The sequence below is a fragment of the Thermoactinomyces sp. FSL K6-2592 genome (assembly GCF_038006465.1).
Lineage (GTDB): Bacteria > Bacillota > Bacilli > Thermoactinomycetales > Thermoactinomycetaceae > Thermoactinomyces > Thermoactinomyces vulgaris.
In genome coordinates, this window is sequence record NZ_JBBOVH010000001.1 from 1,447,898 (window position 1) to 1,473,675 (window position 25,778).

Consider the following 25,778-nt stretch of genomic DNA (forward strand, 5'->3'; position numbering starts at 1 on the left):
TTGGGATGGGAAAAGACAACAGCGTGCTTGCGCAAGAGATTTTGCAGCATTTGGGGGGAGCCTCCAATATCGCTTCTTACACCCACTGCATGACGCGGCTTCGCGTCAAACCCAAAAATGAAAGCCTTGTCAATAAAGAGGCATTGAAGGAAATCGAAGGCGTCATCGGTGTGGTGGAGGAAGAAACGCTGCAAATTATATTGGGGCCCGGCAAAGTGGCCAAGGTATACGAGGAATTCAAAATATTAATGAAAAACACGGGCGAATGGGATTTAAACGAACAAGCGAAGCAAAAAAGGGAAGAAATCAAGGAGAAAAACAAAACGCCGTTTAAGCTGTTTTTAAGAAGAATCGCCAACATTTTCATCCCCTTGATTCCGGCTCTGGTGGCTTCAGGGCTCATTACGGGGGTTACGAAAAGTGTGGTGCAGGCCGGTTGGATTGCGGAAACTTCCATGATCGCAACCGTCTTGACCGTGATGGGATCCGGCCTGTTTTCATTCCTGGGGATTTTGGTCGGGTTAAATGCCGCCAAAGAGTTCGGAGGTTCCCCGGCTTTGGGCGCGTTAGCCGGCATTTTGGTGATCAACCCCGAAATTGCAAACATCAGTTTGTTCGGAGAAGAATTGGTGCCGGGGCGCGGCGGTCTGATCGGTGTCATGTTTGCGGCCATTTTTATCGCTTTTTTGGAACAACGGATCCGCCGCCTCGTCCCGCAAGCGCTGGATATCATTGTTACACCGACACTGGCCTTGCTGATTACCGGAATCATCACCTATGTGGTCTTTATGCCGATTGGCGGTATGATTTCCGACGGAATTACCAAAGGCTTGCTGGCCATCTTGGATACCGGCGGAGTGATTGCCGGATTTGTGTTGGGAGCCACCTTCCTCCCGTTGGTGGTTACCGGTTTACACCAAGGCTTGACACCGGTTCATCTGGAACTGATCCAATCCATCGGCAACGACCCGTTGCTCCCCATTCTGGCCATGGGAGGCGCGGGGCAAGTCGGGGCGGCCTTTGCCATCTATGTGAAAACAAAGAAGAAAAGGTTGAAAAGGGCAATTGGCGGGGCTCTTCCGGCCGGCTTGCTCGGCATCGGGGAACCGCTTATTTTCGGGGTGACCTTGCCTTTGGGAAGGCCCTTTTTGACAGCATGTCTGGGAGCAGGCGTGGGCGGAGCTTTTCAAGCCGTGTTTAAAGTGGCCACCATTGCCATCGGGGTTTCCGGCCTGCCGCTCACCTTTTTGGTGCTGCCCGGCCAAATCCTTTTGTATATAACCGGATTGGTATTATCTTATGCGGCAGGGTTTTTGTTCACCTATTGGTTTGGTTTCCGCGATGAAATGGCCGGCGGATTTGAATGATCCCGTCAAAAATACAGCTCCGAAGCGGGCTGTATTTTTTCTTGCCATCGGTTGCTGTATAGATTGCATCTTCCTTTCGGATACTAAACAGGACAATCAAGAATTTGCGGAGGAAGATTTCAAATGAGCTGGTATTTGGTTGTGGTCAAAACTTTTTTTACGGTTGTGGTCCTTTTGGTGCTTACGAGATTGATCGGAAAAAGACAAGTTTCCCAACTTTCCCTGTTTGAATACATCACGGGTATCACCTTGGGAAGCATCGCGGCATATATTCCGTTGGAATCGGAACCGAACTCATGGTATTTGGGGGCGCTTTCCCTGTTGGTGTGGTTGATCATGGCACTCGGCATCGAATATTTGGGGATCAAAAGCCAAAAAATAAGAAAGTGGATTGTCGGGACGGAAACGGTGTTGATCAAACAGGGAAAGGTGTTGGAGGAAAATTTAAAGAAAGAGCGGATGACGGCGATTGAATTGATGAGCAAATTGCGGGCGAAAAATATTTTCAACTTGTCGGAAGTGGAGTTTGCCATCATTGAGCCGGACGGATCGGTCAATGTGATGCTGAAAAAAGAGCATCAACCGCTTACGGCCAACATGCTTCATCTTCCTGTGGATCATGAACGGAAACCCGAAATGGTCGTTATCGACGGCCGGATTGAAAAAGAAGTGTTGTCGAGCATCGGGAAAAACGAAAAATGGTTATTGAAAGAACTGGAAAAACAAGGGTTGAAATTGGAAGATGTGTTTTTGGCCCAGGTGGATTCGTCCGGAAAATTGTGGACCGACCTTTATCAAGACCGGTCTTCTTCCCGTCCCCGGCCCCACTGGCGGGCAAACCTCATACAGGCATTGGAAAAATGTGAAGCCGAGTTAAAAAAGTCGGGACAATTGGCCGGGGATCCGGATGAGAAACAAATGTACCTGAACACCGCCCGCAATCTCAAGGAGATCACCAAAGACATCCAGTCCCGTTTCTTATCGCCATCATGAGAATCATTGCATTTTCTGTTGGATTTCTATTATTATTTTTACAGGCCCATTTATAAAAAAAGAGGTGCAAACCATTGGAACAATTTACATTTTATAACCCAACCCAAGTGTTCTTTGGCAAAGGCACTTTGTCAGCGATCAAAGAACAAATCCCCCGTTACGGCAAAAAAGTATTGTTGGTTTACGGGGGCGGAAGCATTAAAAGAAACGGGATCTATGATCAGATCATGAAATATTTGCAAGAGATCGGGGCAGAAGTCCTGGAATTGTCCGGGGTAGAACCCAATCCGCGCCTGTCCACGGTACATAAAGGCGTGGAATTGTGCAAGAAAGAAAAGGTGGACTTTTTATTGGCGGCCGGTGGCGGCAGTGTGATTGACGCCACCAAAGCCATTTCTGCTGGAGCCAAATTTGACGGGGATGTGTGGGACATCATCACCAAAAAAGCCGTTCCCAAAGATGCCCTGCCGTTTGGAACGGTTTTGACCTTGTCGGCGACCGGTTCGGAAATGAACAGCGGTTCGGTGATCACCAATTGGGAAACCCAGGAAAAGCTCGGCTGGGGACATCCGTTGGTCTTTCCGAAGTTTTCGGTTCTCGATCCGGTTCATACCTTTACGGTTCCCAAAGATCAAACCGTTTACGGAATTGTGGACATGATGTCCCATGCGCTGGAACATTATTTCAGTCCTGCCCCCAACGTTCCTTACAACGAACGAATGGTGGAAGGATTGCTGTCAACGGTTATCGAGACGGCACCCAAGCTGCTTGAGGACCTGGAAAATTATGAAGCCAGAGAGACGATCATGTTTTGTGGAATGATGGCATTAAACGGAGTCGTAAACCAGGGGATGCGAGGCGATTGGGGAACGCATGGAATCGAGCATGCTGTTTCCGCCGTTTATGATATCCCGCATGGCGGAGGTTTGGCAATTTTATTCCCCAACTGGATCCGGTATAATCTGGATGTGACCGAAGCCAAAATGAAGCAATTGGCGATTCGTGTGTTCGGTGTGGATCCCGAAGGAAAATCGGACCGTGAAATCGCTGAAGAAGGAATTGACCGGCTGCGGGAATTCTGGAGTTCCATCGGAGCCCCCAGCCGTCTGGCTGATTACGGAATCGATGATTCCAAACTGGAACTGATGGCAGAAAAAGCGGTGGCTCACGGTTCGTTGGGGCGGATGAAAAAATTAACCAAAGAAGATGTTTATGAGATTTATAAAATGTCATTATAAGGGCAAAGGCCGGACAAAACCGGCCTTTGTCAAAGCATGTTTTGTAAGCGCTTTAGCACAGGGAGTGTGATTTTAAGTTTTGCTAAAAAATGGTTTGTTGACAGCTGGGAATAAAAGTTTTTATAATGCATTGTACTGTTAAATTATAATCTATAAATAATAAATATACTGAAAATGCACAGAAGAAAAAAAGTTTGCCTGTGCATTTCAAAATACGGCAATGGTTGCAACAGAACAAAAAGGAGACATCTTCAATGCTTAAGAACACCAAATTACTCACAATCGGTTTGATGTTGTTTTCATTATTTTTTGGCGCCGGAAATTTAATTTTTCCGCCGTTGTTGGGACAAGGGGCTGGAGACCAGTTCTTCACGGCGATGCTTGGTTTTGCGGTCACAGGAATCGGCCTTCCATTGTTGGCCGTGATCGCAGTCGGTTTGTCTGACGGCGGTCTGCAAGCGATCGGAAGCCGCGTCCATCCGGTTTTTGGCCTGATTTTAAGTTTGGTTGTATATTTGTCCATTGGTCCTTTCTTTGGAATTCCCCGGACCGGAACGGTTTCTTTTGAAATGGGCTTGTCTTTCCTGCCGGATGCCATCCGGGAAGCGGTATGGGCTTTGCCTGTTTTTACAATTATTTATTTTCTGATTACATTGTTGATCAGTTTGAACCCTTCCAAAGTCATTGATCGTGTCGGAAAGATCCTGACCCCGGTCTTGTTGACATTGATTGTCGTGCTCTTTCTCCAAAGCTTGTTTCACCCGGTTGGAGATTTGGGAACCCCGACGGATGTTTATGCGCAATTTCCTTTTTTCCAGGGGTTTCTTGACGGCTACTTAACCTTGGATGCGCTGAGTGCATTGGTGTTTGGGGGAATGGTGGTGGCAGCCATTCGCGATGACGGAATCACTGACCGGAAGAAGGTGGCCGCCACGACATTGAAAGCCGGTTTGATAGCGGTTACTTGTCTGGCTTTTGTGTATTTTTCACTGGCTTATATGGGAGCCACCAGCCAGCAGTTGGGGATGATGGATAACGGTGGTGAAATTTTAACGGCGATTGCTTTTGAACTTTTTGGCCCATACGGTTCCGTCCTCCTGGGGGTCGTTGTTTTGCTCGCTTGTTTGACGACTTCGGCCGGGCTTTCGACATCCTGTGCGCAATTTTTAAACCGGGTTTTCCCAAAACTTTCCTATAAAAAATGGTTGTTGGTTGTAACCGTATTCAGTGCCTTTGTTGCCAATGTCGGATTAACCCAGTTGATTGCGATTTCCGTGCCGGTTCTCAGCATGATTTATCCGGCGGTGATCGTCTTGATCTTATTGTCTTTCCTGCACTCATTCTTTCATGGTTATCGTGCGGTGTATGCCGGAGGAATTGCAGGCGCCTTAATTATCAGTGTTTTGGATACGCTTACCGGTACATTCGGATTCGATTTTTCATGGCTTGTGGTTTTTCCGCTTTATGACCAGGGAATCGGCTGGCTGGTGCCGGCTGTGATCGGAAGCTTGCTGGGATATGTCATTGGAAAAGCATCCGAAAAAAAAGCTGCCCTTACGTAAGGAAAGGGCGGCTTTTTGCCGTTACAGCCTTTTTAATTGCTTGACGAGCTTTTCGAAATGGAGGGAACGGGAGGCTTTAAAATAGATGACTGCATTTTTCGGGGTTTTTGCCAAGTGGTGCAATGCTTGCCGGAAATCTTTACAAATCAGTACCCTTTTGCGGCTCATTCCATTGGCGATGGCAGATTGGGCAATGATTGCCCCGCGTTTGCCCAAGGTGATGAGTTGCGTCAACCCCAAGCGCGCCGCATATTTCCCTGATTGCATGTGAGCTTGATGCGAATATTCCCCGAGCTCCAGCATGTCGCCTAATACGGCAATCTTGGGGCGGGATCCGCTGACATTTTTCAGGACGTCCAATCCGGCTTTCAGTGCTGTGGGATTGGCGTTCCAAGCATCATTGATCAGGATGCGCCCGGATTTTGTGCGAATGAATTCCAAGCGCATTTTCGGCGCTTTAAAGGTGGCGAGCCCTTTTTGAATTTCCGGAATCGTGGCTCCATAAGCCCAGGCAACCCCGATGGCGGTCAGGGCGTTATAAACATTGTGTGTGCCGAAGACAGGGATCCGGACGGGGAACTGGCGTCCCTGAAGCACGGCGTCAAAGACCATCCCGTTTCGGGTGTAACGGATGTTTTTCCCCCGGATGTGGGCCGGATTGCGGATGCCGAAGGTAAGGATTTTTCCCTGGAATCGGTTGGTTTTCAGTTTTCTTGACCGCGGGTCGTCCGCATTTAAGATCAAGGTTCCGTTTTTGCGGACACCATCCACCATTTCCTGTTTGGCTTTTACGATGAGATGAAGTCCGCCCAAGCTGCCCGCATGCGCTTCTCCGACATTGGTGACGGCACCGATCTCGGGCCGGACGATTTGGCATTGTTTGCGGATGTTATTGAGCGATTTCATTCCCATTTCCAAGAGGAGCAATTTTTCTTTGCCGGTTAACCGGGTCAGATATGTTGGCAAAAAAGAAAAAGTGTTCAGGTTGCGGTGGGTTTTCACCATCGGTGCACGATATTTCAAAATGGAAGCCACCATTTCGGTCGTGGTCGTTTTGCCCGCACTTCCCGTGATGCCGATCACTCTGGCCGGGCATTGTTTCCAGTTCCAAAGACCGGCTTTAAAAAAAGCCTGATAAGCATCTTTCACCCGGATGATCGAAGTGCCCGGCGGGATTCCCCGGGCAAAAAGGTGAGCGGGGAGCACGACGGCGAGCGGGCGGATCCGTTGAATGGCCGGCAGTTGCTTTTCGTGCCACCGGATTTTGCGGGTGTAAAAGTACACTTGGTGCGGTTTCAATTGTTTTGGATTTCCAAAATTGAGGGACTGGACGATTTTTGACGGGGAACCTGCAGTCAATCTTCCGCCCATGATTTGGGCCAGTTTGTTTAATTGGATTGCTTTCATGTATATATCCTCCCATGGCGAGACGATCTCATGGATCCATGTGTGATTATCCTATTCAGGAGGCAATAAACCGGCTTGGATGAAAGCCCATAAAAAGAAACCGGTCATTTTTGCCGCATATTTTGAGGACAAAAAAAGCAGCGCCTTTTCATGGCACTGCTTTTTGAAGATAAGTTATTCATTGGTGGAGACGACAGGCTTTTTGCTCATCTTCACCCGGGTGTCGCCCATGAACAGAATGGCTATGGCTGCCAGCACGATGGGGATCAAAGCCAGGGCAAAGATATGGGTGATCGATGAAGACATGGCGTCCACGATTTTATCCAGAATGAAATCGGGAATCGCGGCGCGGGCACCAGGCTCAAAGAGCCCTTGCGGGTCGTTGAGGTCAAAGGATGGCCCGTGTCCTCCCTGCATCCCGCCAAAATCCAATTGATCGGTAAAAAAGCGGTTTTGCAGGGAGCCGAATAAGGTGATCCCGATGGTCATGCCAAGAGAGCGGAAGAATGAATTGGTTGAATTTGCCGAACCGCGGTGTTTGGCATCCATGTTGTGCACTGATGCAATGGGCAACAACGAAAAAGAAAATCCGACCCCAAATCCGGCGATGACCATGTAGATGGTGACCAGCCAACGTGCCGTTTCGGGCGTCATGGTACTGAGCAAGGTCATTCCGGCGGCATAAGCAATGATCGAGAGGATCATCAGATTACGATAACTGGTCTTGGTTTGGAAGATGCCGCCGATCGCGCTTCCGACGACCGACCCGAGCATCATCGGAGTCAGGATCAGTCCCGCATTGGTGGCGGACCCGCCGTACACCGCTTGCACAAAGATCGGGATATATACGGTCAACACGACAAAAGTGGCGCCATATAAGAAAACGGTGATTTGGCTGGCGGCAAATAACCGGCGCTTAAACATCCAGAAGGAAATAATCGGTTCTTTTGCTTTGGTTTCAACGTACAAGAACGCAAGAAAAAAGACCGCAAAGATGACAAATAAACTGATGATGGGAAGTGAATTCCAAGCATACTCTTTGCCTCCCAGTTCGAGGGCAAACATGAGGCTGACGACGGCAGTCACCAGGGTGACGGCTCCCCACCAGTCGATTGCTTGTTTTTCATGCTTATTCGACTCTTTGTAAGCCGTGAGAATCAGAACAAGGGAAATGATCCCGATGGGTAAATTGACATAAAAAATCCAATGCCAGCTGATGTAATCGGTAATATAAGCACCGAGCAGGGGACCGGCGACACTGGATGAACCAAAAACCGCCCCGAGCAATCCGGTCATTTTCCCTCTTTGTTCCGGTGGAAAGATGTCAAAAACAATGGTAAAGGCAATGGGCATCAAGGCTCCGCCGCCGATTCCCTGGATGGCCCGGTAAATGCTTAACTGGACAATGCTTTGTGCGGTTCCGCAAAGTGCCGAACCGATCAAGAAGATGGTAAGACCGAAGGTAAAGAAACGTTTTCGCCCGTACATGTCCGACAGTTTTCCGAAGATGGGCATTCCGGCCATATATGTGACCATGTAGGCGGAGGTGACCCAAACGAATTGGTCCAATCCCCCCAATTCCCCGACGATCGTCCCCATGGCTGTCGCAACAATGGTATTGTCCATGGCCGACATGAAGATCGCCAGCAATAAAGATGCGACGACAAGTTGAAAGTTGCTTTTTTTTGGGTCCATGATGTTCCTCCTTTGTTGTGGATCACAACAACATTATAATCCCAACCGGTTATTTAATATAAGTAATATTTAACATACGAAATAATGATGAAAATTTCTGTCAAAAACAAAGGTTTTGCGTCGGACAGATTGGTTTTATTAAAAATAAAAAGGTTACCAACTATTTTTAACAGATGGTAACCTTTTTATAATAATTATGACAATTCTAAATTATGTATTTACACAGCCGGGGGCTCGCCGCAACAAAGTTTGTGGGACCGCATATTTTCACCTCACTTGATCTTTTTCTATTACTTTATTTGCGATGTATATTTAAAATCCTGCTAATCTGATAAATTTTTTAAGCTGATTTCTCCGCGGATTCGCAAAATCGCTTCAGTCAGACCGTGGTAGGATGCGGATTTTTCGTTGAGCAATTCCGATAACCCGCACTTTTCCGCGCATTTTTTGCAGACTTTGACCCCGTCTTCAAAAAGCCCCTCGGGATCTTCAACGATGCGTATATGTAAACGGTGTGTTTTTTTGTAACAAAGAGAGCAGTTGTCCATCACTTCAGTCAGATGGGGTTGAGGAGCATAATTTAATAATTTTTGCAAAATCTTTTCTTCTTTATCCGCAATGGATTGGATTTTTGCTTTCCATTGTGAATTCACGGTCCATCTCCCTTCTTGAATCAGAAATCTTCATTCAAAATTCTATCGCTTTCGTCACTATTATACAACCGATTTTAACCAAATTTTTTAAAAAAACCGGGTTCTTTACCCGGCGAGATATTTGGTGTTTTTAAATTTATTTTTGAGATGTTTTTTCTTTAATATTTTTGGCAGGGTCCGCTTTCAAAAAAATCTCTTCATCGGCCGGCGCCGGTGGCATCGGATGTTCATTCATGATGACAATGACATCATGTCGGAGAATGTTTTTATGAAGGCGAAAGAATGCATGAGAAAAGAAAACGGAGGGATATTATAGACAGGGTGATTCAAATGAAAAAAATTTTTATTGTGATGTTTTCTGCACTGATTGCGTTGACGGGATGTGCCAAAAACCAAGGAAGTCCGGAGCATGATGCCACTCCCCGGCAAGTGGTGGACCAAAACGGTCAGCCCGGGAATGAGCCCATTTCAAGCCGGGGAAGGGTCTTGCCGGATGAAAGAGGAGAAAATGAGCTGAATCTGAAAGGAAAAACCAAACGCATCGAAAGTATTGGCTTTTTGGAAGCCACTTCCCCGGATCAGGCGGTGGAGGATGCATTGGAAGCGGTCCGCGATTTAACCTACGTAGCCTTTTTCAGCTACCAGGTTCGACCGGATGGGAGTTTAATCCCCCTGAAGGATGAAAAACCGCTTCGGGCCATTCAAAACAAGGCCGTTCCGATGCTGGTGCTGACCAATTTTGCTGACGGAAATTTCCAACCCGATTTGGCTCATCAAATTTTTACAAACCGGCAATCCCTCAACCGGTTGATGAATCAAGTCGAACAGGTGATGAAGGAAAAAGGGTACAAGGCGATCAACATCGATTTTGAACACATTTACGAAAAAGATCGTGAGCTGTACCACGGTTTTTTGGAAACCTTTATACCCCGGATGAAAAAACACGGATATGTGGTATCGACTGCCTTGGCTCCCAAAAGCAGTGACGAACAGGCCGGAGCTTGGCATGGGGCGCATGATTATGCGTTTCACGGGAAGATTGCCGACTTTGTGATCTTAATGACGTATGAGTGGGGATGGACCGGAGGACCTCCGATGGCTGTGGCTCCACTTCCCCAGGTTCGGAAAGTGGTGGATTATGCTGTCCAAAAAATTCCCCCGGAAAAAATTGTGATGGGAGCACCGCTCTACGGTTATGACTGGACGCTCCCCTATAAAAAAGGAGGCCCCCCGGCGAAACGGATTGCTCCGCATGAAGCCGAAACATTTGCCAAAAAACGAGGGTTGAAGGTGGAGTATAACAACCGGGATGAAGCTCCTTACTTTTACTACCGGGATGAACAAGGGAAAAAGCATGTGATTTGGTATGAAAATGAACAAAGCATGCAGGCGAAGTATAATCTGATTAAAGAATACGGTCTCCGGGGTGTCAGCTATTGGGTGTTGGGTGAAGATTTCCCGGAGAACTGGAAGCTTCTGCGCCAAAATTTCAAGATCAACAAATACTGATGTGAACGCTCCGTGAAAGCAGCCTGGATGGGAAATCCGGGCTGCTTGTTGCTTCCCGGGAGTTTGAAAATTTGTCAAAGGGATGGTTCCTTGACAAGAATCAGATCTGACAAAATGGAAGGAAAATGGAGCTACCGGTTGCATACGGTGGGGGGGTATCCTATAATAAAGATGTAAGAAGATGTAAAAAAACTTCGTTACAGCAGGAGGAAAAGATAAAATGAAGGAACAAATTCGCGTTGCCGGAATGTCCTGTGAGCATTGCGTCAAATCGATCGAGGAAGCATTAAAACAAATCGGGGTTGCAGCCAAAGTTGATTTGTCCAAAGGAATGGTCGATGTGGATTTTGATGAACAGACGGCCGATTTGGACAAAATCAAACAAACCATTGAAGATCAGGGATATGATGTCCTTTCATAAATTGCATCACAGCAGGAGGCGTTTTCGTTGTCCAGTGAACTCAGCTCGATTCGGTTGCCGGTGGAAGGGATGTCTTGTGCGGCTTGTGCCAACCGGATCGAAAAACGTCTTTCAAAGTTAAATGGTGTTGAATCGGTCCATGTACACTTGGGCATGGACGAAGCCCATATCGTTTATGACCCGAAGCAAGTCCGGTTGCCGGAGATGGAGAAGATCATCCAAGATCTCGGCTACCGCGTTCCCAAAGAAGAAGTGGATATGGAGATTACCGGGATGACCTGTGCGGCTTGTGCCAGCCGGATTGAAAAAGTGTTGAACCGGATCCCGGAAGTTGCCAATGCTTCCGTCAACCTGGCAACTGAATCGGCGCGGGTCGCTTATTACCCGGGGACCTTGGCCGTATCCGACGTGGTGCAACGGGTGGAGCGGCTGGGGTACGGGGCAAAGCCGAAAAGTGCGGAGTCAGGGAAACGGAAAGAGGAAGAATGGGAGAAAAAAAGAGTCCGGTTTTTTGCGGCTTTGGCATTTTCCCTTCCGTTTCTGTGGACCATGGCCGCCCATTTCTCTTTTTTTCATTGGATCCCGGTTCCGTCTGTTCTCATGAAACCTTGGGTTCAATGGGCTTTGGCCACACCGGTGCAACTTGTGATCGGGGCTCCGTTTTACCGGGGGGCATGGAAGGCACTGCGCAATCGCAGCGCCAATATGGATGTGCTGGTGGCACTCGGCACCTCGGCGGCCTATTTTTACAGTTTGTATGTGATGTTGACCCAACCGGCTTCCCGCGTTCATGAGCAGGGATTGTACTTTGAAACCAGTGCCGTTTTAATCACACTCATTTTGCTTGGCAAATTGCTGGAATCCCGGGCAAAAGGAAAAGCCTCGGATGCCATTTCCAAATTGATGCAGTTGAAAGCCAAAAAAGCATTGGTCCTAAAAGACGGCAAGGAGGTATCTGTCCCGGTGGAAGAAGTCCGGCCGGGGGATTTGATTCTTGTGAAGCCGGGCGAGCAGATCCCGGTGGACGGAGAGGTGGTCAAGGGCCGGTCATCCGTCGATGAATCCATGTTGACCGGTGAAAGCATCCCGGTGGAAAAACAGGCGGGTGACCCGGTGATCGGCGCCACCATCAACGGGCAAGGCCGGCTTCTTTTCCGGGCAACCAAAGTCGGGGAAGAGACGGCGCTGGCACAAATTATCCGGGTGGTTCAGGAAGCGCAAGGCTCCAAGGCGCCGATCCAACGGATTGCAGACCGGATTTCGGGGGTTTTTGTTCCCGTTGTTTTGGGAATCAGCGTGCTTACGTTTATGCTTTGGTTTTTCGGTCTGGAGCCGGGGCAATTTCAGGGCGCCTTGGAGAAAGCGATGGCCGTGTTGGTGATAGCCTGTCCTTGTGCCTTGGGGCTGGCCACGCCCGTTTCGATTATGGCCGGTTCCGGCCGGGCTGCGGAATGGGGCATTTTGTTTAAAGGCGGCGAACATTTGGAAAAGGCGCAGCAAATCACGATGGTTTTGTTTGATAAAACCGGAACGATCACCCACGGGAAACCCGAATTGACCGATATCATCATCTTTCATCCGGAAGACAGGGAAAACGTTTTGCGCCGGGCCGGTTCGGCGGAAAAAAATTCCGAGCACCCGTTGGCGCAGGCCATTGTGAACGGGATTGCGAAAGAAGGAGTGACATTGCAAGATCCCGACTCCTTTGAAGCATTACCCGGCCACGGGGTCAAAGCCGTGCTGGACGGACAGGAAGTTTTGCTGGGAACCCGCCGGTTGATGGCACAAAACGGAATTCAAACGGATTCAATTGAGGAGGAATTGGTCCGGCTCGAAAAACAAGGGAAAACAGCCGTGATCATCGCAATAGACCAAAAATGCGCCGGGATTTTGGCCGTTGCCGACACGGTGAAAGAAACTTCCCGCACAGCGATCCAAAAGTTGAAACAAATGGGGCTAAAAGTGGGGATGATCACGGGAGATAATGAACGGACGGCCCGTGCCATCGCCAAACAGGTCGGCATTGAGGATGTTTCGGCCGAAGTGTTGCCGGAAGGAAAGGCCGAAGTGGTTTATCAGTGGCAGAGACAAGGGGAAAAAGTGGTGATGGTCGGGGACGGAATCAATGATGCGCCGGCTCTCGCGGCGGCCGATCTGGGCATTGCAATGGGAAACGGAACCGATGTCGCGATGGAAACCGCAGATGTCACCTTGATGCGCGGGAATCTTGAGCAGGTGGCCGATGCGCTTTGGATGAGCCGGAAAACCATGGCCAATATCAAACAAAATCTGTTCTGGGCTTTGGCGTACAACAGCTTGGGAATTCCCGTCGCCGCGGCCGGATTTCTGGCTCCCTGGCTTGCAGGGGCGGCGATGGCTTTCAGTTCGGTCTCCGTGGTGTTGAATGCCCTCCGGTTGCAACGGGTCAAATCTTTGTCATAAGTTGTCCAGTCCATCGGAAAGATGGGCTGTTTTTTTATGAATTAATTTGGTGAATTTTCATTTTTTATATTATGATTGAAATAGATTCTATTAACAAAAAATAATAATGCAGCTGTTTGGAGGGGTTTAAATGGAAGAAAAAACCGTTGTCCTGACCATACAAGACGGCGTCGGCCTGATCCGGCTGAACCGTCCCCAAGTGTATAATGCCATCAACCGACAATTGGCCGAAGAATTGACAGCAACTTTGCAAAAGGTAAACGAAGATCCGAAAGTACGGGCCGTGGTTTTGACCGGGGAAGGAAAAGCGTTTTGCTCGGGACAAGATTTGAATGACCAGTCGGCCATTGTCACCAAGGGGGATGAAATTTCACTGGGCGAGAGTGTGCGTTCCCGTTATAATCCTTTGATTCAAGCCATCATGGATCTGAAAAAACCCGTTATTGCCGCGGTAAATGGCGTGGCGGCCGGGGCCGGTTGCAGTTTGGCGCTGGCTTGCGACCTGCGTGTGATCACTCCCCGTACCTGTTTTGTCGAAGCATTTGTCAGGATTGGATTGGCACCCGACAGCGGTTCCAGCTACTTTTTGCCCCGGTTGGTCGGGCTGGGAAGGGCATTGGAGATCGCGATGACCGGACGGGATGTGGAAGCGGAAGAAGCCGTCCGGATCGGGTTGGCCAACCAATTGGCGGAGGAAGACAAATTGCTGGATGAGGCGATGGCACTGGCCAAGCAGTTGGCGCAAGGCCCCACGGTGGCCATCGGATTAACGAAAAAAGCGATTTACCGCGGGATGGAAACGACGATCGAAGAAGCGCTGGAATATGAAGCTGTGGTTCAGGAACAAGCCGGGAAAACCAAAGACTTCCTGGAAGGCATACAAGCTTTCGCCGAAAAAAGAAAACCGAATTATCGCGGAGAATAGCATCTTTTTCAAACAAAAGCCGGTTTTGTTGATAAATCGGCTTTTTGTGTTTACCATCTAAAGAACGGTTAAAGACTTTGGCACCACTTTGACCGTGATGGGGGTTTCATCCAGAATTTCGCCATCCACATGGGCCAGACAAGAGCCTTGCGGCGTGATGGTGAATTCTTTGCCGCGGTGAAAAATCACGGATTTGTGCCGGGTGTGTTTGCCGGAATAAGCCGTCGGGAACAGGCGGAGAAACTCAAAGGAGCTGAGGTTTTGAATGCAACAGAGATCCAGCAGGCCATCATTTTTTTCCGCTTGGGGGCATATTTTGATTCCGCCGGCAAAGTTCGGGATGTTTGATACCGCAATCAGCCAGACATGTTCGTAATCATAGCGCACACCATCCACGGTCAGGGTGACGGGCTGCGGGGTGTACGAACGGAAGACTTTCAAAGCCTCCAGGCCGTAAGTCAAGCGCCCGAACCACTGCTTTTCCCATCTTTTCAGGCGAACCGCATTGGCCACTTTGGCATCAAATCCCGCGCCGCCGAAGCTGATCAGGCAACGGTTGTTCATTTTGGCGGTGTCCACTTGGTAGGTTTGGTGCCGCAAAATTCGTTTTAATGCAAATTCCGGATCCAGGGGGATCTGATGCCCCAAGGCAAAATCATTTCCGGTTCCTGCCGGGATATAACCCATGGGGATATGGGTCCCGATGAGCCCGCTTCCCACTTCATTTACGGTGCCGTCCCCACCGACGGCGACAACGGCTTTGACCGGGTGATGTTGTTTGATGTCATTGACAATCCGGGTGGCATCTCCCGCTTCTTGTGTGAAGACTGCCTGGTACTCCACCCCCAGTTCATTTAATCTGCGATGGATATAAGACCATACTGTTTTCCCCCGTCCATTGCCGGCCAGTTGGTTGACCACGAAAAAATACATGGTGGCACTCCCCCTTAAAATTCAGATATGGAATGAGATGGTCTTTTGTGCGGGTTTTGGTCCAGTTGCCGGTAAATCCGCCGGGTGGCCCAAAAATAAAGGGAGGGAAACCATTTGCGCAATTGAAGCGCCCATTTTAACTTTCCGGGAATCACCACGGTTTTGGGGCGCTTCATTATTTTTAAGGCACAACGGGCGACTTCCTCAGCCTCCAACATTTGGCCGGCGATCAGGGGAGGAAAATGGCGGCGGGGATCTTCTCCCCTGAAAAAAGGCGTCATGACCGGTCCAGGGCAAAGAACCCCCACCTGAATCACCGGTGCGTACTCCAATTTCAGAGCTTCGGAAAAGCCGATCAAGGCAAATTTGCTTGCACAATATCCGGCGAGGTTTGGAATGCCGGTCAATCCGGCCAGAGAAGCGATGTTGATGATTCGTCCGTGGCCGGCGCGCAGCATGTGCGGCAAGACGTGACGAACCATGCGGACGGCGCCCAAATAATTGGTTTCCATCATCCCCCGGTAGTCATCCGGCGAAACATCCAAAAATCCGCCAAAACACCCATAGCCGGCGTTATTGATCAACACGTCAATGCGGCCGTAAGTTTGGATGATTTCCTCCACGACCTGTTTGACTTCCGCTTCTTTAGTGATGTCACAGGAATAATAAGATCCCCGGTTGAGTTCGCGATGGATTTCTTTTAGACGGGAGGATCTCCTTCCGAGCAGAATCGGGACATATCCCTGGTCCGGCAACTTTCGGGCAATGGCTTCTCCGATTCCGCTGGTTGCGCCGGTCACCAGAACAACGGGGTTTTTCATTCCATTTCCTCCTTTTAACTCATCGGAACCTGCGGAATGATTTTGCCTTCAATCCGTTCAAAAATATCGTCAATGTCTCTTCCGGTAATGGTCAAGCCGTGGTTTTTCAACCCGATCACGGCCCGGGAAGGATCTTCTGCTTCCCGGATCAAGCCGGCAACCGCTTCGGCCAGCTGTACGGTTCCGCATGGATAATTGATTTCCGTGGAAGGGACTCCTTCCATCCAGGCGTGAATATGCACAATGGCTCCGACTTCAGGGTGCTCGTTATAAATCATCCAATGCTCGATGGCATCGACCGAAACGCGGTTGGGCTTGATATTGGAAGGAACGCTCAATTCCATGGCCGACTGGTCTTCATCATACCCTTTCACCAGCAAAATATCCTTTCCGATCCGGCTCAGGTTTCCTTTGTTGACGCCGCTGGCGCTCATCCAGAATTCATTTTTGTCCCGCCGGGCACTCAAGTTGCCGTAACTGAGCCCGCCGATGCCGTATAAACGCTTGATATGGCGGAATTCTCTGGGAGGCAATAATTCCTGGATCGGAAACGGCGCGGGAAGCAGATTCATTTCATCCAGTTTTTTGCCCGCACGGGAGATGCTTTCGCTGGTTTCATCCCCTTCCCACAGGTCTTCGGGAAGATCGGGGTGAAAAATATTGTTGATGACCAGACGGGAAGTGGCCAAAGGACGCAAGCGTTCGAAAACTTCTTGGAAATATTGGTCATCCTCTTCGGGACGGGAGACGGCATAACATCCCTGTTCCAGGGTGATGAAATGCGTGGACGACACGGGACGGGAACGATCAATGAAAATCATCAGGTTTCCCAGTGAACGGATCAAGATCGGATAACCGGTTTTCAGGATATTGGACACGGGCTCATCAACCTCGGTGATGGACACGACAAACGTTCCGTTTCCTTTGCGGCGAAAAGGTTTCGGACGGTTTGGATCCACGAAATTCAACACCAGTTGAAGTTGCGGAAAATCGGTCGGCACCCGTTGAAAACCGTGTTTTTCCATCTCTTGTTGGATGCCTTCGGCAAAGCGTTTTAAATCCGGTGTTCTTTCATAATCTCCAAACAATGCGAAGTGAATCATTGTGCTAAAACCCTCCTTTGATACAAGACCTAGTTTCCCGAAGGATTTGGAAAAATATACATCTTGGCGCCGGGTCTTTCCGGGGATTGATTCAGAAAGTTGAACCGCAGGACCGGAAAAAATGGTATGTTAAATTTCGAGGATTCCTTACTGGGGAGGATTGTTTATGCATACCATCCGAAATATTTATTGCATCGGCAGAAACTACCGGTTGCACGCGAAAGAGTTGGGCAATGAAGTGCCGGAGGCCCCGTTGGTTTTTTTAAAGCCGACCCATTCACTGGCCAAAGCGGACGGAAGGGTTCTTTCGCTTCCGGGAACCAAAGGGGAAGTGCATTATGAAGCGGAGTGGGTTTTAAGGATTTCCCGCCCGGTTGCGTCAGGGACACCCGTGGATGAAGTGGTGAGCCACATGGGGCTCGGCATCGATTTTACCTTGCGGGATGTACAGAGTGGGTTAAAGAAAAAAGGGCATCCCTGGCTTCCAGCGAAAGGGTTTCCTAATGCAGCGGTGTTGACGGATTTGAAACCGTTCCCGGGGCTTGCAGCATGCGCATCGAAATCGTTTTCGTTGTTTAAAAATCAAGAAAGAGTGCAAAAGGGAACCATTGATGACATGGTTTTTTCCCCGCAACAATTGGTGGATTACTGCGCGGCACACTTTGGGCTGGGCGAAGGAGACATTATTTTTACCGGTACGCCGGCTGGTGTGGGGAAGGTGGAGAATAACGATCATTTCAGGCTGGATTGGGAAAACGAACCATGGGGAGAATGCCAAATCCGGTTGAAATAAAAAGGAAACCGCCTTGCTCCAAGGCGGTTTTTTCAACGTGAAAACAAGTCAGTTTCCGTTTTTTTGCAGCCACTTTTGTTCAGCCCGTGCAAAGTTGGCGGGGCCGTCATGCTCCAAGGCATCATAAACGAATTCATACGCATGGGAATCAAAGGCGATGCCGAGGTGAGCCGCCAGATCAGCCGGCACTTGATCCTGAATCGTAATATTGGACACCTGTTCTTCGGGGCCATCCAAAAAGGCGGAGGTGTAGGGAACGACAATTTCATCGTATTTGGTGCTGATCACGGTGTACGAAACATCTCCCGGGGTTTCATCGCCGGCGTTTAAATCATTCAGGAAGTCAGAGCCGGCTTTTTGTTGATCGCATGCCGTGCACCCCAAAAGTCCCGGAAGAATCATAATGGGTTCAATGCCGAGAACCCCGATGGTCCCGTGGTTGGATGGAGCCAGTCCAATCAGGTCTTCGACTTTTTCCGCACCGCCAAGGTATTTGATGTAGTAGCGCGGCATCATGCCTCCCTGGCTGTGCCCGACAATGGAAACTTTCTCCGCGCCGGTTTGCTTCAACACCTGATCGACAAACGCTTTCAATTCTATCGCAGATTTTTCAATCGGTCCGGTACTGAAGCCGAGATGGGTGATGCCGTAGTTTAAAGCATACACGCAATAACCTTTCTTCGCCAAAAGGGGTGACAGTTTGCTCCAGTTAAATGCCATGCTTTCAAAAGTGCCCGGCACCAAGATGACCGGATAAGGATGTTCCTCGCTCGGCTTGCAATCGGGAAGATTGGCGCCGGGAGGTGACAAAGCGGCTTCGCGCAGGATGTCTTCATCCGTTTGGGCATGGGCGGATGAGATCCCAAAGAGACAAGGAGCCAACGCTAACGATGAAATAATGAATATTCTGAAAATAAATCGGAAGGCAGACATCGTCTCTCCCCCTTCTGTGGATTGTTAATACTTATCTATATTAAATTTTATCTCACTGAAACAAATCAGGGAAGGGGAGAGAGATAAAAAATCAGATTATTCAATCATTTTTTGCGGCATGGTTCCTTGGAAGATTGGAACCATTTCATTTTCGGGGCGATTCACCGGGAACGGGGACAAAGTCGAAGATTTCTCCGCTTTTAAAGGTGTTTGCCAACTGGCGGAGCCAGGCATAATACCGTTTGGCATTGGACAGTTTTTCAAGGTCTTGTTCCGCTTGTTTTTTCTCTTCATCTTTGACCCCGGAATCATGAAGCAGTTTTGTCAGCTTTTCTTCACTGGCACGAAGCGCTTTCTCATTCAGCTCAATTTCTGTTTCCCACAGGTGGACGAAAAACTCGATAAAAGACCGGAACTGGTCTTGTTCGGCCTGGTACAAATCTTTCCGGACGCCTTTGATCCATTTTTTTTGCACCAGTTTTAAACGGGATAATTCCCGTACCCCCGTACTCATGCTTGTTTTGCTCATGCCGGTGCGCTGGCGCATTTCATCCAGTGTCATCGGTTCCTGATGGAAAAACATGATGCCGAACAGCCGGCCCATGGAGGGACTGAGTCCGTACATCCGCATCGTTTCAGCCAATGATTCGATGTAATCGCTTCTTGCCTCTTCCAATTGATCCATCGCACATTCCTCCAATCGCTTGCGTGTCCTTTTGTTTAATCCAATTATCCGAAGCAGGTGCCCACATCTTAAACATAAGGAATGATTTTGTCAAACAAAAGGGATGGTTGCGGAAGAAAAAAATTCATGTTAACGTAATTTATATACAGTTTGTACAGAAAAAAATGTACAAAAGGAAATTGATGGTTAAAGGGGGAGGGGAAATGTTCAAGCGCATGTTCATCGGCGGAAAGTGGACCGAAGCCGTCACGGGGGGAGTGCGGTCCATTTTCAATCCGTTTAACCAGGAAGTGATCGGAGAAGTGCCGGAAGGCGGGCGCGAAGATGCGAAAAGAGCCATCCAAGCCGCCCGTCAGGCGTTTGATAAAGGAAGCTGGCCGGATACGCCGGCTGCTGAACGGGGAGAGAAGTTGTTCCGGCTGGCGGAGGAGATACAAAGGAACAAACCGGAACTGGCCCGGTTGGAAACGTTGAATACCGGAAAGACACTGACGGAAAGTGAGGCAGATATGGACGATATCGCCAACGTGTTCCGGTATTACGCGGGGCTGGCGGATAAGGACGGGGGAGAAATGCTGTTTCCTCCGGCCAAGCATGCCGAAAGCAAAGTGGTTCGTGAACCGGTCGGCGTTTGCGGAATGATCACCCCTTGGAATTATCCGTTGCTGCAGGCGGCTTGGAAGCTGGCTCCGGCTTTGGCTGCCGGTTGCACGATGGTGTTGAAACCGAGTGAACTGACTCCGCTGACCACGTTGAAGTTGGCGGAATTGATCGAAAAGGCGGGCATTCCTGAAGGTGTGGTAAACATCGTGACCGGACCGGGGGAAACCGTGGGGGCCGAACTGTCCGAATCGCCGGACGTGGACCTGATTTCGTTTACCGGCGGAATCGAAACCGGCAGAGCCATCATGCAAGCTGCCGCAAGCAATATGAAGAAAATCACTTTGGAATTGGGAGGAAAAAACCCGAACATCGTTTTTGCCGACAGCGACTTTGAGGCGGCGGTGGATTATGCGCTGAACGCGGTCTTTTTCCATGCCGGACAGGTGTGCTCGGCCGGGGCCCGGCTGCTGATCGAAGAAACGTGGCATGATGCCTTTGTCGGGGAACTGGTGAAAAGAGCCAAGCAAATCCGGTTGGGCAACGGGTTGGATCCAAAAACACAAATGGGACCGCTCATTTCAGCCGAACACCGGGCCAAAGTGGAGAAATATATCGGGATCGGGCAAAAGGAAGGAGCCGTTTTGTTAACAGGCGGAAAACGGCCTGCATCAAAGGAACTGGCCGGCGGCTTTTTTGTGGAACCGACGGTGTTTGACCATTGCACAAGTTCCATGCGCATTGTACAGGATGAAGTCTTCGGCCCGGTTTTGACGGTGGAAACTTTCCGTACGGAAGAAGAGGCGGTGGCTTTGGCCAATGACACCCGTTACGGGTTGGCCGGGGCGGTGTGGACCGGCGATATGAACCGGGCGGAAAGAGTGAGCCGGGCATTAAGGATGGGAACGGTTTGGATCAATGATTTTCATCCGTACTTCCCGCAAGCGCCCTGGGGTGGATATAAACAGTCGGGAATCGGAAGGGAACTGGGGAAAACGGGATTGGAAGAATATACGGAACAAAAGCATATTTACAAAAATTTGCAACCTGCCCCCATGCGTTGGTTCGGATAAAAAAGACAGGAGGGAAGCACCATGCTGCGAACGGAACAAATGTTGGAGAAGAAAGAGTTTGTCATGCCCACCAAAGTGATTTCGGGCATCGGCGTCTTAAAGCACGTGGGAGAGGAAGCGAAGGCGTTGGGCATCCGGAAAGCGATGATCGTCACCGACCAAGGTCTTTACCGGAATGGACTGATCCAACCAGTTGCCGAACGGTTCAAACAAGCCGGCATTGATGTTCATGTGTTTCATGAAATCGCGGGTGAACCGGACACCTGTTTAATCGCATTGGGAGCGAAAACGTTTCAGGAGCAAAAATGTGACGGATTGGTTGCGGTGGGCGGCGGAAGTTCCATGGATACCGCCAAAGCGATCGGAGTGGAAGCCGTTCACGGAGAACCGGTGATCCGGTTTGAAGCTTCGGAACGGGGCAAGCCACTGGAAAAACGGATCCCGCCGCTGGTGACCATCCCGACCACGGCCGGCACCGGAAGTGAGGTCACGCAATGGGCCGTGATCAAAGACCCCGAACGGCAAATTAAATTTAATGTGGGAGGACCTTTGATCCCTGCCCATCTTGCGGTGATTGATCCGGAACTGCACCTGACGATGCCCAAAACGATTACGGCGGCCACCGGGATTGATGCCTTATCCCATGCCATCGAGTGTTACACCATGAATCAATCGCAACCGTTGACGGACGCAGTGGCATTGATGGCCATTGAGTATGTGGCCAAATACATTCGCCGGGCATATGCCAACGGTCACGACATCGAGGCGCGTTATCACATGGCCCAAGCGGCGATGTTGGCGGGCCTTTCGTATGGAAGTGATTCAGCGGGAGCGGCCCACGCGATGGCCCAAACATTGGGAGGCATGGTGCCGGTCATGCATGGACAATGTGTTTCGGCCATCCTTCCGGCCGTGATGGAATATAACTGGATGGGAGCTCCGCAGAAATTTGCCCGGATCGCCCAAGCGATGGGGGTTGATATCCGGGGCATGAGCACCGGGGAGGCGGCAAAGGCCGCGGTGAAAGAAGTGAATCGTCTTGTCCGTGATTTAAACATTCCGTCTCTTCAAGAACAAGGGGCAGATCCCGGACAAATCGACCGCTATGCCGAAGCGGCACTGGAAGACCCGCAAACCTTCGGCAACCCGCGTGATTTGGATCTGGATGCTTACCGCTGGATTTACCGTCGCGCGTTCGGGTTGGAAAAATCCGTTTTATAAATCAAATACACCCCTGGTGATTCGTTACCAGGGGTGTTTGTTATTTTTAAATCGATCTGGAGAGGACATATTCCACGACGGAGATAATCTCCTTTTTTTGCTGTTCGTCCAACACCCTCCCTTTCCACAGAGCTGTTTCGTTTTCGGAGGACAAGATTTGCCAGATGTCGCATGGGTTGCTGTCCCCGTTTGTGTTTTTCTGTAACAAGTCTTCATACCCGCTGGCCCGCATCAAATCTTCAAAGGGGTATTGGTATGCATCGGCCAATTTTTTCAAGACATGGGCCGAAGGTTTGATCGGTTTGCCTGTGGCGCGGCGGATGCCAAGTTCCAAATCCCGGATGTAGGTGTGGGAAAGTCCGGTTTTTTCCGAAACATCACGCAATGTTCTTTTGCCGCGGAGTTTTTTCAGTAAAATCCCCAATTCGCTGTGCATGGTTGAATTCGTTTCCTTTCTGAACAGGGAATATTCCACTTTCATTATAAGGGAAACCGGGCTTGAAAATAAAAACTGATGGCCGCTGAAACCGTGAAGAAGGGATCAGATTGGGGAGTGGGAGAGGGAAAGGGCATGATCCTGAAGTGCAGAATGAAAAAAAGGGGCTTAAAGGGCGGTAAATCCCTTGCCGGACACCCAAGGTTACAAAAGTTTGGTTTTGTAACGGTATAAATCAGAAGCAAAAAACGCGAAAACCCTTGATTTATCTATGGTTTTGGCGTTTTTTCATTTACGCAGGGCATGGGAGGGGGTCTTTTGTAAACTCGGTACAACAAAACATCACCTGAAAAAACGGCCTTCTTATTTTGGTTTTAAGGGTGGTTTATTTTCACATCCATCCAATGAGTCGAAAAAGGGGGATGAGCGCTGTATGACCCCTTGGAGTCCGTCTCATGTGTTTGTCAATGATTTCCACGAAAAAACCGGACAAATGCGTCCGGTTTTTTCAGAAAATATTATTCTTTGCTCACGGTTTCCAACGCCATGATGATCATGTCGTTAAAAGTGGTTTGCCGTTCTTCGGCGGTGGTTTCCTCTCCGGTGAAGATGTGGTCGCTGACTGTTAAAATCGAGAGGGCTTGCGCCTGGTGTTTGGCAGCCAGGGTGTAAAGGGCGGTGGTTTCCATCTCGACGGCCAGAACGCCGTGTTCTCCCAGTTTTTTCACCATATCCATGTTGTCCCGGTAGAAGACATCGGACGTCAAAATATTTCCGACGCGAACGGATAACCCTCTTTCCACCCCGGTGTCATACGCTTTTTTGAGCAATTCAAAATCGGCGCACGGGGCGAAATCAAAACCAGGGAAAGTTTGCCGGTTCATGTTGGAATCCGTGCAGGATGTCATGGCGATAATCACATCACGGACCCGGATGTCTTTTTGGATTCCGCCGCAGGTTCCGACGCGGATCAATTGCTTGACGCCGTATTCCCGGATCAGCTCATTGACATAAATGGAAATGGAAGGCACCCCCATGCCGGTTCCTTGTACCGAGACGCGGGTTCCTTTGTATGTACCGGTAAAGCCGAGCATGCCGCGAACCTCGTTGTAACAGGTGACATCTTCCAGGAACGTTTCCGCAATATATTTGGCACGAAGGGGATCGCCGGGCAAAAGGATTTTTTCGGCAATCTCTCCTTGTTTGGCTCCAATGTGAACACTCATGTTGACACCGTTTCCGTCAATTCCGGACCGGTGTTCACCTCCTTTATTCTCGATCTAAATATAACTATAACAGGAGAAAGAGGCATTTGAAAGAAAAAGGACTTGTGAATTGCATACAGATTTAATATATAAACAAGTTTGCTTTGCAAACAAAATAAAACCACAAAAGCGATCCGTGCCCCAGACGAAATCTTTTTTCAATCAAAGGATGGCATCCGGCCGGTTGATATAAAATGATAATATGGGAATGAACCTTTTTTTAGCGATGCAGTTTTTGGAGGGGTACAGATGAACGAAGTGATCAAAACGATAATGAACCATCGCTCCATTCGTCGATATGAAGACCGTCCTTTGACGGAAGAACAAATCCGGACCATTGTGGAAGCGGCCCAATCTGCTTCGACGTCCAGTTATATCCAAGCATACACGATCATTGGCGTTAAAGATCCGGCCAAAAAGAAAAAGCTGGCGGAGTTGGCGGGAAACCAACCTTATGTGGAGAAAAACGGCCATTTGCTGATTTTCTGCGCGGATTTGCACCGGCATGATTTAATCGCGGAGATGGAAGAGGCCGATTTGACCACCAGTCTGGAAAGCACCGAGAAATTCATGGTGGCCGTGGTCGATGCGGCACTGGCGGCCCAAAACGCAGCCATCGCCGCGGAGTCGATGGGCTTGGGCATTTGTTACATCGGAGGGCTTCGCAACAACCTGGAAGAGGTGACGAAGCTGCTCAACACCCCCCGGCGGGTTTTGCCGCTTTTTGGCATGACGATTGGTTATCCTTTGCACGAATCATCGAAAAAACCCCGTTTGCCCTTGGAACACGTTTATCATGAAGAAGAATATGAGCAGGATGAACAGCGCTTGAAAGAACAACTGAAAGAATACAACGAAACGGTCCAATCCTACTATATCGAGCGCACCGGCGGAAAACGGGAGGACACCTGGACGGGACAAATGGCGCAAATGCTCTCCCACCCGCGAAGAATGTACATGAAAGAATTCGTGGAGAAAAAAGGCTTTAACAAACAATAACGGTGAAGACCAAAATGGCTTGAGTGCATGGAGGGTGCTCAAGTCATTTTGGTTTCATCGCTGAACAACAACCGGGCCATGTAATATTCATCCGCATACCGGTCCTGGATAAACAAGGATTTTTTTCGCATCCCTTCGATTTGGAACCCCATTTTTTTATAAAAGTAGACGGCTTTCAGATTGGGACGCAGGATGGAGATTTCCAACCGCTTAATATCTTGTTCCCGGGCCCACTGAATGGCTTTTTCCAGCAACCGGGTGCCCACCCGTTGGTTTTGGTACTTTTTCAAAACCCCTGTCTCCGGACGCGCGGTATGCCGGTTGTGCGGATCATCTCCACGCCGGATGGCAACATGGCCCGTCAACTTTCCGTCCGTTTCCGCTACGAAAACGTGCCGGTTGCCGTCGCTGATCTTGCCCGGGTCCGCATCGCCGCAAGGAAACAAAAGGTACGGACTTTCCTCATTCAATTGGTTCAACAGCCGAAGGTAAGCCTCATGATCCTCCGGGCAAATTTCGCGTATCTGCAAGCGCCTCCCCCCCTCTTAAGCACAGATCCTTGTCTCCCAACCATCATATGATCGTCTTACCCGGTTAATTCGAGTCTGTGGTGAAACCTATTTCCATTTTGAGTTGGTGACTGGTTGGACGATGATCCTTTGTGGCCGGCAGGGGAGCTGTTGCAGGAAAACCAGCCGGAATTG

The 25,778-nt window shown here is 49.5% G+C and carries 23 protein-coding genes; 12 read left to right on the plus strand and 11 right to left on the minus strand.

The window, feature by feature from the left end; genetic code table 11:
• Positions 1-5 precede the first annotated feature (5 nt).
• The 4 genes from NYE37_RS07525 (at position 6) to brnQ (ending at position 5,160) form a co-directional block, all read left to right on the plus strand.
• Positions 6-1,367, plus strand: a complete 1,362-nt coding sequence (locus NYE37_RS07525; RefSeq protein ID WP_049720164.1) for a PTS transporter subunit EIIC — start codon at positions 6-8, stop codon at positions 1,365-1,367.
• 123 nt (positions 1,368-1,490) lie between these two features.
• Positions 1,491-2,360 (plus strand): DUF421 domain-containing protein, encoded by an 870-nt coding sequence (locus NYE37_RS07530; protein WP_062843053.1) that lies wholly within the window; start codon positions 1,491-1,493, stop codon positions 2,358-2,360.
• Between the two features lie 74 nt (positions 2,361-2,434).
• A complete protein-coding gene (locus NYE37_RS07535) occupies positions 2,435-3,598 on the plus strand; it encodes an iron-containing alcohol dehydrogenase (RefSeq protein WP_037996061.1) in 1,164 nt (387 codons plus the stop codon).
• 254 nt (positions 3,599-3,852) lie between these two features.
• Complete coding sequence (brnQ, locus tag NYE37_RS07540; protein WP_037996060.1) at positions 3,853-5,160, plus strand: branched-chain amino acid transport system II carrier protein; 1,308 nt, start codon at positions 3,853-3,855, stop codon at positions 5,158-5,160.
• Positions 5,161-5,181: 21 nt separating this feature from the next.
• On the opposite strand, the gene murF is transcribed toward brnQ, so the two are convergent.
• From murF to NYE37_RS07555, 3 genes are all read right to left on the minus strand, one after another.
• Complete coding sequence (murF, locus tag NYE37_RS07545; protein ID WP_049720161.1) at positions 5,182-6,567, minus strand: UDP-N-acetylmuramoyl-tripeptide--D-alanyl-D-alanine ligase; 1,386 nt, start codon at positions 6,565-6,567, stop codon at positions 5,182-5,184.
• 174 nt (positions 6,568-6,741) lie between these two features.
• Positions 6,742-8,262: an MDR family MFS transporter gene (locus NYE37_RS07550; protein WP_340711894.1), complete on the minus strand. Its 1,521-nt coding sequence runs from the start codon at positions 8,260-8,262 to the stop codon at positions 6,742-6,744.
• 323 nt (positions 8,263-8,585) lie between these two features.
• Positions 8,586-8,915 (minus strand): hypothetical protein, encoded by a 330-nt coding sequence (locus tag NYE37_RS07555; RefSeq protein WP_037996056.1) that lies wholly within the window; start codon positions 8,913-8,915, stop codon positions 8,586-8,588.
• Between the two features lie 330 nt (positions 8,916-9,245).
• On the opposite strand from NYE37_RS07555, the gene NYE37_RS07560 reads away from it, so the two are divergent.
• The 4 genes from NYE37_RS07560 to NYE37_RS07575 all read left to right on the plus strand — a co-directional run bounded on the left by NYE37_RS07560 (position 9,246) and on the right by NYE37_RS07575 (position 14,212).
• A complete protein-coding gene (locus NYE37_RS07560) occupies positions 9,246-10,424 on the plus strand; it encodes a glycosyl hydrolase family 18 protein (RefSeq protein WP_037996055.1) in 1,179 nt (392 codons plus the stop codon).
• 220 nt (positions 10,425-10,644) lie between these two features.
• On the plus strand, positions 10,645-10,845 hold the full coding sequence (locus tag NYE37_RS07565) for a copper ion binding protein (protein ID WP_062843051.1): 201 nt from the start codon (positions 10,645-10,647) through the stop codon (positions 10,843-10,845).
• 27 nt (positions 10,846-10,872) lie between these two features.
• A complete protein-coding gene (locus tag NYE37_RS07570) occupies positions 10,873-13,287 on the plus strand; it encodes a heavy metal translocating P-type ATPase (RefSeq protein ID WP_340711895.1) in 2,415 nt (804 codons plus the stop codon).
• Between the two features lie 130 nt (positions 13,288-13,417).
• Positions 13,418-14,212 (plus strand): enoyl-CoA hydratase/isomerase family protein, encoded by a 795-nt coding sequence (locus tag NYE37_RS07575; RefSeq protein ID WP_037996052.1) that lies wholly within the window; start codon positions 13,418-13,420, stop codon positions 14,210-14,212.
• A gap of 57 nt (positions 14,213-14,269) precedes the next feature.
• Here the strand turns inward: NYE37_RS07575 and NYE37_RS07580 are convergent, their stop codons facing one another.
• Genes NYE37_RS07580 through NYE37_RS07590 form a run of 3 tightly spaced genes read right to left on the minus strand, consistent with a single transcriptional unit; the run spans position 14,270 to position 17,069 of the window.
• A complete protein-coding gene (locus NYE37_RS07580) occupies positions 14,270-15,145 on the minus strand; it encodes a diacylglycerol/lipid kinase family protein (RefSeq protein WP_037996051.1) in 876 nt (291 codons plus the stop codon).
• 14 nt (positions 15,146-15,159) lie between these two features.
• A complete protein-coding gene (locus NYE37_RS07585; RefSeq protein ID WP_049720158.1) occupies positions 15,160-15,966 on the minus strand; it encodes an SDR family NAD(P)-dependent oxidoreductase in 807 nt (268 codons plus the stop codon).
• Between the two features lie 14 nt (positions 15,967-15,980).
• A complete protein-coding gene (locus NYE37_RS07590; RefSeq protein WP_037996050.1) occupies positions 15,981-17,069 on the minus strand; it encodes a class II aldolase/adducin family protein in 1,089 nt (362 codons plus the stop codon).
• Positions 17,070-17,235: 166 nt separating this feature from the next.
• On the opposite strand from NYE37_RS07590, the gene NYE37_RS07595 reads away from it, so the two are divergent.
• Entirely contained in the window at positions 17,236-17,862 is a 627-nt protein-coding gene (locus NYE37_RS07595) for a fumarylacetoacetate hydrolase family protein (RefSeq protein WP_049720157.1), read from the plus strand.
• A gap of 48 nt (positions 17,863-17,910) precedes the next feature.
• Here NYE37_RS07595 and NYE37_RS07600 read toward each other — a convergent pair whose 3' ends face one another.
• Positions 17,911-18,795 (minus strand): alpha/beta fold hydrolase, encoded by an 885-nt coding sequence (locus NYE37_RS07600; protein ID WP_340711896.1) that lies wholly within the window; start codon positions 18,793-18,795, stop codon positions 17,911-17,913.
• Positions 18,796-18,940: 145 nt separating this feature from the next.
• A complete protein-coding gene (gene cudC / locus NYE37_RS07605) occupies positions 18,941-19,480 on the minus strand; it encodes a choline uptake/conversion transcriptional regulator CudC (protein ID WP_037996046.1) in 540 nt (179 codons plus the stop codon).
• Positions 19,481-19,683: 203 nt separating this feature from the next.
• Here cudC and betB point away from each other — a divergent pair, with 203 nt between their 5' ends.
• Positions 19,684-21,153, plus strand: a complete 1,470-nt coding sequence (gene betB, locus NYE37_RS07610; protein WP_049720155.1) for a betaine-aldehyde dehydrogenase — start codon at positions 19,684-19,686, stop codon at positions 21,151-21,153.
• 21 nt (positions 21,154-21,174) lie between these two features.
• Positions 21,175-22,374, plus strand: a complete 1,200-nt coding sequence (locus NYE37_RS07615) for an iron-containing alcohol dehydrogenase (protein WP_049720154.1) — start codon at positions 21,175-21,177, stop codon at positions 22,372-22,374.
• 46 nt (positions 22,375-22,420) lie between these two features.
• On the opposite strand, the gene NYE37_RS07620 is transcribed toward NYE37_RS07615, so the two are convergent.
• Together NYE37_RS07620 and deoD are read right to left on the minus strand one after the other, a co-directional pair.
• Complete coding sequence (locus NYE37_RS07620; RefSeq protein WP_049720153.1) at positions 22,421-22,855, minus strand: helix-turn-helix domain-containing protein; 435 nt, start codon at positions 22,853-22,855, stop codon at positions 22,421-22,423.
• Between the two features lie 473 nt (positions 22,856-23,328).
• Positions 23,329-24,036, minus strand: coding sequence for a purine-nucleoside phosphorylase (gene deoD, locus NYE37_RS07625; protein ID WP_037996043.1), 708 nt, complete (start codon positions 24,034-24,036; stop codon positions 23,329-23,331).
• Positions 24,037-24,324: 288 nt separating this feature from the next.
• Between deoD and nfsA the strand changes: the two genes are divergently transcribed.
• A complete protein-coding gene (gene nfsA / locus NYE37_RS07630) occupies positions 24,325-25,074 on the plus strand; it encodes an oxygen-insensitive NADPH nitroreductase (RefSeq protein ID WP_037996041.1) in 750 nt (249 codons plus the stop codon).
• Positions 25,075-25,112: 38 nt separating this feature from the next.
• On the opposite strand, the gene NYE37_RS07635 is transcribed toward nfsA, so the two are convergent.
• Positions 25,113-25,604, minus strand: a complete 492-nt coding sequence (locus NYE37_RS07635; RefSeq protein WP_037996039.1) for a GNAT family N-acetyltransferase — start codon at positions 25,602-25,604, stop codon at positions 25,113-25,115.
• Between the last annotated feature and the right edge of the window lie 174 nt (positions 25,605-25,778).

Excerpts from the sequence above, each read along its gene's own strand:
- NYE37_RS07525 (WP_049720164.1), top strand. The coding sequence starts at position 6 with ATGGGAAAAGACAACAGCGTGCTTGCGCAAGAGATTTTGCAGCATTTG.
- NYE37_RS07530 (WP_062843053.1), top strand. The coding sequence starts at position 1,491 with ATGAGCTGGTATTTGGTTGTGGTCAAAACTTTTTTTACGGTTGTGGTC.
- brnQ (WP_037996060.1), top strand. The coding sequence starts at position 3,853 with ATGCTTAAGAACACCAAATTACTCACAATCGGTTTGATGTTGTTTTCA.
- murF (WP_049720161.1), bottom strand. The coding sequence starts at position 6,567 with ATGAAAGCAATCCAATTAAACAAACTGGCCCAAATCATGGGCGGAAGA.
- NYE37_RS07550 (WP_340711894.1), bottom strand. The coding sequence starts at position 8,262 with ATGGACCCAAAAAAAAGCAACTTTCAACTTGTCGTCGCATCTTTATTG.
- NYE37_RS07560 (WP_037996055.1), top strand. The coding sequence starts at position 9,246 with ATGAAAAAAATTTTTATTGTGATGTTTTCTGCACTGATTGCGTTGACG.
- NYE37_RS07565 (WP_062843051.1), top strand. The coding sequence starts at position 10,645 with ATGAAGGAACAAATTCGCGTTGCCGGAATGTCCTGTGAGCATTGCGTC.
- NYE37_RS07575 (WP_037996052.1), top strand. The coding sequence starts at position 13,418 with ATGGAAGAAAAAACCGTTGTCCTGACCATACAAGACGGCGTCGGCCTG.
- NYE37_RS07580 (WP_037996051.1), bottom strand. The coding sequence starts at position 15,145 with ATGTATTTTTTCGTGGTCAACCAACTGGCCGGCAATGGACGGGGGAAA.
- NYE37_RS07585 (WP_049720158.1), bottom strand. The coding sequence starts at position 15,966 with ATGAAAAACCCCGTTGTTCTGGTGACCGGCGCAACCAGCGGAATCGGA.
- NYE37_RS07590 (WP_037996050.1), bottom strand. The coding sequence starts at position 17,069 with ATGATTCACTTCGCATTGTTTGGAGATTATGAAAGAACACCGGATTTA.
- NYE37_RS07595 (WP_049720157.1), top strand. The coding sequence starts at position 17,236 with ATGCATACCATCCGAAATATTTATTGCATCGGCAGAAACTACCGGTTG.
- NYE37_RS07600 (WP_340711896.1), bottom strand. The coding sequence starts at position 18,795 with ATGTCTGCCTTCCGATTTATTTTCAGAATATTCATTATTTCATCGTTA.
- cudC (WP_037996046.1), bottom strand. The coding sequence starts at position 19,480 with ATGGATCAATTGGAAGAGGCAAGAAGCGATTACATCGAATCATTGGCT.
- betB (WP_049720155.1), top strand. The coding sequence starts at position 19,684 with ATGTTCAAGCGCATGTTCATCGGCGGAAAGTGGACCGAAGCCGTCACG.
- NYE37_RS07615 (WP_049720154.1), top strand. The coding sequence starts at position 21,175 with ATGCTGCGAACGGAACAAATGTTGGAGAAGAAAGAGTTTGTCATGCCC.
- NYE37_RS07620 (WP_049720153.1), bottom strand. The coding sequence starts at position 22,855 with ATGAAAGTGGAATATTCCCTGTTCAGAAAGGAAACGAATTCAACCATG.
- deoD (WP_037996043.1), bottom strand. The coding sequence starts at position 24,036 with ATGAGTGTTCACATTGGAGCCAAACAAGGAGAGATTGCCGAAAAAATC.
- nfsA (WP_037996041.1), top strand. The coding sequence starts at position 24,325 with ATGAACGAAGTGATCAAAACGATAATGAACCATCGCTCCATTCGTCGA.